The sequence below is a fragment of the Arthrobacter sp. HMWF013 genome (genome assembly GCF_003061105.1).
In the GTDB taxonomy this organism is placed as follows: Bacteria; Actinomycetota; Actinomycetes; order Actinomycetales; family Micrococcaceae; genus Arthrobacter.
Genome location: NZ_QAIQ01000076.1, coordinates 7,842 through 14,392, shown reverse-complemented (window position 1 = coordinate 14,392; position 6,551 = coordinate 7,842). Strand labels below are relative to the sequence as shown.

At 64.3% G+C, this 6,551-nt stretch carries 7 protein-coding genes; all 7 read right to left on the bottom strand.

Translation table 11 applies throughout. From position 1 onward, the window contains the following. Window positions 1–690, bottom strand: a 690-nt coding sequence (gene tpiA, locus DBR22_RS03675; protein WP_108597834.1) for a triose-phosphate isomerase, incomplete at its 3' end; no start/stop codon positions are given. A gap of 119 nt (window positions 691–809) precedes the next feature. After that, window positions 810–2,036 carry a phosphoglycerate kinase gene (locus tag DBR22_RS03670; protein WP_108597833.1) on the bottom strand — a complete coding sequence of 409 codons (1,227 nt, stop codon included), beginning with the start codon at window positions 2,034–2,036 and terminating at the stop codon, window positions 810–812. A gap of 10 nt (window positions 2,037–2,046) precedes the next feature. Continuing rightward, window positions 2,047–3,057: a type I glyceraldehyde-3-phosphate dehydrogenase gene (gene gap / locus DBR22_RS03665; protein ID WP_108597832.1), complete on the bottom strand. Its 1,011-nt coding sequence runs from the start codon at window positions 3,055–3,057 to the stop codon at window positions 2,047–2,049. 263 nt (window positions 3,058–3,320) lie between these two features. Then, window positions 3,321–3,947, bottom strand: coding sequence for a superoxide dismutase (locus tag DBR22_RS03660; protein ID WP_108597831.1), 627 nt, complete (start codon window positions 3,945–3,947; stop codon window positions 3,321–3,323). Window positions 3,948–4,058: 111 nt separating this feature from the next. Beyond that, a complete protein-coding gene (gene whiA / locus DBR22_RS03655; protein ID WP_108597830.1) occupies window positions 4,059–5,039 on the bottom strand; it encodes a DNA-binding protein WhiA in 981 nt (326 codons plus the stop codon). A gap of 9 nt (window positions 5,040–5,048) precedes the next feature. Further along, window positions 5,049–6,065, bottom strand: coding sequence for a gluconeogenesis factor YvcK family protein (locus tag DBR22_RS03650; RefSeq protein WP_108597829.1), 1,017 nt, complete (start codon window positions 6,063–6,065; stop codon window positions 5,049–5,051). Further along, on the bottom strand, window positions 6,065–6,551 hold a 487-nt coding region (locus DBR22_RS24300), incomplete at its 5' end, for a RapZ C-terminal domain-containing protein (protein ID WP_308810175.1). The genes DBR22_RS24300 and DBR22_RS03650, both read right to left, overlap by 1 nt.

Genomic DNA, 6,551 nt, shown 5'->3' with positions numbered 1-6,551 from the left:
CTTGACGGAACCGCCGTACAGGAGGCGGATCTTCGCAGCAACGTCGTCGCCGAAAATAGTGGCGAGCTCGGCGCGGATGGCCTCACACATTTCCTGTGCGTCCTCAGGCCCGGCGACTTCGCCGGTGCCGATGGCCCAGACGGGCTCGTAGGCCACCACCAGGGTAGCCGCCTGCTCCGGGGTCAGACCGGCGACGTCCGCCCGCAGCTGTTCCAGGGTGTGCTGGACATGGGTCCCCGCCTGCCGGATCTCCAGGCCCTCGCCCACGCAGAGAATCGGGGTTACTCCGTGTTTGTATGCGGCCTTCACCTTGGCGTTCAGGACGTCGTCGGACTCGTTGTGGATGGTCCGGCGTTCGCTGTGTCCCACCAGCACGTACCGGCAACCGAGCTTGTTCAGGAACTGGCCGGAAATGTCCCCGGTGTAAGCACCTGAATCAAACTGCGAAAGGTCCTGTCCACCGTAGGCGACCTCCAGTTCATCGCCCTGGACCAGGGTCTGGACACCACGCAGATCGGTGAACGGAGGAAAGACCGCAACCTCGACCCGGCTGTAGTCGTGCTTGGCGTCGGACAGGGTCCAGGCAAGTTTCTGCAGAAGCGTGATGCCTTGGACATGGTCCATGTTCATCTTCCAGTTGCCTGCAATGAGAGGCGTGCGGTCAAAAGCGCCGTTCGTTGACGTAGTCACGTGTTCTCCATATGTTTCGTAATAAGTGTGCGGCCGGAAGGGTGCCCGCGGGCACCCTTCCGGCCGGAGGACTTGGCAGTCCAGGTCATTCGAAGGACGATTGCCGGCAGTCCGGTTCCTTAGCGGTCCAGAACGCTCAGACCGGGAAGTTCCTTGCCTTCGAGATATTCCAGGCTGGCGCCGCCGCCAGTGGAAATGTGGCCGAACTGGTCATCGGCGAAGCCAAGGGTCCGCACTGCAGCAGCTGAATCGCCGCCGCCGACAACTGTCAGGGCATCCGCCTCAGTCAATGCCTGGGCGATGGCACGGGTGCCGCCGGAAAAAGCCTCAAACTCGAAGACGCCCATCGGTCCGTTCCAGAACACGGTTTTTGCGCTCTTGATCCGCTCCGCAAAAGCAGCGGCCGAGTCCGGTCCGATGTCGAGTCCGATTCCCTGCGCACCAAAGCTGCTGCCCTCAATGCCTTCCGCGGGGACGGTCTCGTGGTCCGCGTCAGCGGCGAACTTGCCTGCCACCACAACGTCGGTGGGCACGATGAACTCCGTGCCGGCGTCGGCTGCCCGCTTCAGGTAGTCCTGGACAACGGGGATCTGGTCCTCCTCCAGGAGGCTGCCGGCCACTTTGTGGCCTTCCGCGGCGAGGAACGTGAAGAGCATTCCGCCGCCCACCAGGATGGCGTCAGCCTTCCCGATCAGGTTGTCAATGACTGCGAGCTTGTCCGAGACCTTGGAGCCGCCCAGCACCACCACGTAGGGCCGCTGGGTGTCGGCGGTGAGCTTGCGCAGCACTTCGACCTCGGTGTGGACCAGATCGCCCTGGTACGACGGCAGCCGGGTGGCGACGTCGTAGACGCTTGCGTGCTTCCGGTGCACAGCACCGAAGGCGTCATCCACGTAGGCGCCGTTCTCTCCGGTCAAAGCCACAAGCTCGTCCGCGAAGGCGCCGCGTTCGGCGTCGTTTTTGGAGGTTTCGCGGGCGTCAAACCGCACGTTCTCCAGGACAAGTACTTCGCCGTCCTGCAGGGCCGCGGAGTGGTCCTTGGCGGACGGGCCCACGGTGTCCCCGGCGAGGGAAACCTTGAACCCTGCAAGTTCTGCGAGCCGCGTCACTGCGGGCTTGAGCGAATACTTCTCTTCCGGGGCGCCCTTGGGGCGTCCGAGGTGGGCTGTTACCAGCACGCGGGCACCGGCGTCCGTGAGCTTTCCCAGTACTGGCAGTGAGGCCTTGATGCGGCCGTCGTCAGTCACTGTAGAGCCGTCGAGCGGCACATTCAGGTCACTTCGAACCAGAATGTACCGCCCGCGGACACCTTCAGCGATCAGTTCGTTGAGGGTGTGAAATGTCATGTGACTAACCCTAGCCCAGCTTGGCTGCGACGAGCTCCGTGAGGTCAACGAGGCGGTTGGAGTAGCCCCATTCGTTGTCATACCAGGAAACAACCTTGACCTGGTTGCCGATGACCTTGGTCAGGCCGGAGTCGAAGATCGAGGACGCGGGGTCGCCCACGATGTCGGAGGAGACGATCGGCTCATCCGTGTAGGTCAGGAAGCCCTGCAGAGAGTCGGACTCTGCGGCCTTCTTCAGTGCTGCGTTGACTTCCTCAACCGTGGTCTCGCGGGAGACGGTGACCGTCAGGTCGGTGGCGGAGCCTGTGGGGACCGGGACGCGGATGGCGTAGCCGTCCAGCTTGCCCTTGAGCTCCGGCAGGACCAGGCCGATAGCCTTGGCCGCACCCGTGGAGGTGGGGACCATGTTGATGGCGGCGGCGCGGGCACGACGGAGGTCGCTGTGAGGGCCGTCCTGGAGGTTCTGATCGGCGGTGTACGCGTGGATGGTGGTCATCAGGCCACGCTCGATGCCGAACTCGTCGTTGATGACCTTGGCCAGCGGGCCGAGGCAGTTGGTGGTGCACGAAGCGTTGGAGATGATGTGGTGCGTCGCGTTGTCGTAGAGCTCGTGGTTCACACCCATCACGATGGTGATGTCCTCATCCGATGCCGGCGCGGAGATCAGGACCTTCTTGGCGCCTGCCTCAATGTGCTTCTTCGCAGCCGCAGCCTTGGTGAAGAAGCCGGTGGATTCGATGACGATGTCAACGCCCAGCTCCCCCCACGGCAGGTTGGCGGGGTCGCGCTCGGCCAGGACCTTGACGACGTTGCCGTTGACGACGATGTTGCCGTCCTTGACCTCAATGGTTTCCTTCAGGCGGCCGCCGACGGAGTCGTACTTGAAGAGGTGGGCCAGTGCCTCTGGGCTGGTGAGATCGTTGACGGCAACGATCTCGAGGTCAGCGCCCTGGGCGAGTGCTGCGCGGAAGTAGTTGCGGCCGATACGGCCAAAGCCGTTGATACCAATACGGGTCGTCACTTTTTCAGTCTCCTTGGTGCTTGTTAAGCACAACTAGTTGAGCGGGCGTTCAAGCCAACTAACAGATCCCGCACGCCGTTGGGCAGAGATGATTTACAGATCGGAGGGCGACCAGCCACATTGCTGAAGGCTGACCGCCTTCCGTGACCTATCTTACGTTTAACTGGGTCTGCCCCCGCAAGTGCGGGGGCAGACGGTCCACATTCCGGCCCAAATGCTTCCGGATTGTGAACTTTGTTACAGCAGTATGTACTGCAGGTCACCTACGGGAGGGTGATAAGACCCGTGGCGTTGGTGCGCGCAGCGTCGAAGCGCTTTGCGACGTCGGCCCAGTTGACGATGTTCCAGAAGGCCTTCACGTAGTCAGCTTTGACGTTGACGTAGTCCAGGTAGAAGGCGTGCTCCCACATGTCCAGCATCAGCAGCGGGGTGGTGCCGAGTGCGACGTTGCCCTGCTGGTCGTAGAGCTGTTCGATGACCAGGTTGCCACCGATCGGCTCGTAGGCGAGGAAGCCCCAGCCGGACCCCTGCAGGCCGAGTGCGGCCGCGGAGAACTGGGCACGGAAGGCGTCGAAGGACCCGAAGGCGTCGTCGATGGCCGCGGCCAGCTCGCCCTCGGGCTTGTCGCCGCCGTCCGGGGACAGGTTCTTCCAGAACACTGAGTGGTTGACATGGCCGCCGGTGTGGAACGCGAGGTCCTTGGACAGGCGGTTGATGTTGGCGAAATCGCCCTTGTCTCGGGCGTCGGCAAGCTGGGCCAGTGCATTGTTGGCGCCAGCGACGTAGGCCGCATGGTGCTTGCTGTGGTGCAGCTCCATGATGCGCGCCGAAATGTGCGGCTCAAGCGCTGCGTAGTCGTAGTCGAGCTCTGGCAGTACGTACTCGGTCACAAAATCCTCCAATGTCGTGGACGGTCTGTCCGGGTTGTAACTCTCGGATTATGCATCCGGATGACGGGCATCCGGAAGATCAGGGGTGAACGCTCTGATTCTAGGGCGCGGTTACTCGTCCAGCATTTCAGGCGTCACATTGGCATCCGTACCGGGGATGCCCAGGTCAATGGCACGTTTGTCCGCCATGGCCAGCAGCCGCCGGATGCGGCCGGCGATGGCGTCCTTGGTCATGACCGGATCGGCGAGGCGGCCCAGTTCGTCCAGGCTGGCCTGTTTGTGGGCGACCCGGAGCTCACCGGCGTACTTGAGGTGGTCCGGGACGTCGTCGCCCAGGATCTCAAGGGCCCGGTCAACGCGGGCGCCGGCGGCCACGGCCGCCTGGGCGGAGCGCCGCAGGTTGGCGTCGTCAAAATTGGCCAGGCGGTTGGCTGTTGCCCTGACCTCCTTGCGCATCCGGCGTTCCTCCCAGACCATCAGCGCATCGTGGGCGCCCATCCGGGTGAGCAGGGCGGCAATGGTGTCGCCATCGCGGATGACCACACGGTCCACTCCCCTGACTTCGCGGGCCTTCGCCTGGATGCCGAGCCGGCGGGCCGCACCAACGAGGGCCAGCGCGGACTCGGGGCCGGGGCAGGTGACCTCCATGGAGGAAGAACGGCCGGGCTCGGTCAGCGAGCCGTGGGCGAGGAAGGCTCCCCGCCAGACAGCCTCGGCGTCAGCGGCCGAACCGTTCACAACAGCCGAGGGAAGCCCGCGGACCGGCCGTCCGCGGCCGTCCAGGAGCCCGGTCTGGCGTGCCAGGGACTCGCCGTCGCGTACCACGCGGACCACGTAGCGGCTGCCGCGGCGCAGTCCCCCGCCGGAGACGACGATGATTTCGCTCTGGTGGCCGTAGACCTCCGCGATGGCCGCCCTCAGGCGGCGCGCCGTTGACGCGAGGTCAACCTCTGCCTCGATCACGATCCGGCCCGAGATGATGTGCAGGCCGCCGGCGAACCGGAGCATCGCGGAAACCTCAGCCTTGCGGACTGATGATTTCTTAATGTCCAGACGGGACAGTTCTTCCTTGACTGATGATGTCAGTGCCATGGCACCTTCCTAACTGTTCCCAAAAATGTCGTGGTACGCCGCTGCGAGTCGCAGGGGATCATGGACTGGCCGGCGGTCCGACGCCCCCACTTTACCCAAGACAACCTCGGCTCCGATCATCCCCGCGGCTTTCTCAAACTCCTGCCGGTCCGGCACCGACGCCGGGTCTGCCAGGACGACGTCGACGCTGAACTCCGGTGCGTACCGGCGAAGGGCATGGAGGTGATCGGCGGCGGACATGCCGGTGGTCTCCTTCGTGTCCGTCGCCAGGTTCATGGTGAGGCATCGTTTCGCGGCCGTGTTGCACAGGGCGGTCCGCATTTCCGGGAGCAACAGGTGCGGCAGCACCGAGGTGTACCAGGAGCCGGGTCCCAGGATGACCCAGTCAGCCAGTTCGATGGCCGTCAGCGCCTCGACGCAGGCGGGGGCCTCTTCAGGCAGGAGCCGGACCTGCTCAAGGTGCCCGGCCACAGCGCAGCGCGCCTGTCCCCTGACCGTGTGCAGTGCCGTGGCGCCGTCCGGAGCCGTGATCCGCACATCACCTTCAATGGTGAGCGGGACGGTGGACATGGGAAGGACCTGCCCCCGGGCGCCCAACAGCGCGCCGGCCCAGGTGAGACCCGCTACCGTATCCCCCAGCAGTTCCCACAGGGTAACGATGAGCAGGTTGCCCATGGCGTGTTCATCCAGGGATCCGCCACGGTCCTTGGCCGGTTTGAACCGGTGCTGCATAACGTCACGCCAGGTGCGGCCCCAATCGGTGTCATCGCACAGCGCGGACAACGCCATGCGCAGGTCCCCGGGCGGCAGGACACCGTACTCCTCGCGCAGACGCCCGGATGACCCGCCGTCGTCCGCCACCGTAACGATGGCGGTGAGCTCGGACGTGAGCAGGCGCAGTGCCGACAGCGAAGCTGACAGGCCGTGCCCGCCGCCCAACGCCACGACGTTCGGTCCCTTCTCCTGGCCAGCTGCCGTTCCGCCTGAAACCGGTACTAACGGCAGCGGCCCCGTAAGCATCGCCATTATTCGCGGCCCAGGTCCCGGTGGGTGGTGGTGACGGTGACGCGGGGATACTGTGCCAGCTTTTTGGAAAGCTCGACGGCGACCGCCACGGAGCGGTGCTTGCCACCGGTGCATCCCACGGCGATGGTGGCGTAATGCTTGTTTTCGCGCCGGTAGCCTTCCAGGACCGGCTCAAGCGCAAGAACGTAGCGGTCCACGAAATTCTTCACCCCTTCAGCCTCAAGGACGTAATCGCTGACGTCCTTGTCGAGACCGGTGTGGGGGCGCAACTGCGGAACCCAGTGCGGGTTGGGGATGAACCGGACATCGGCAACGTAGTTGGAGTCCACAGGCAACCCGTATTTGAAGCCGAAGCTCATGACGTTGAGCCGGAGGGCCACCGGACCGGAATCGGTGAAGAGTTCGGTGATGGCGGTCGCCAGGCCGTGGACGTTGTACGTGGACGTATCGATCACGACGTCGGAGCTGTCGCGCAGTTCCTTCAGC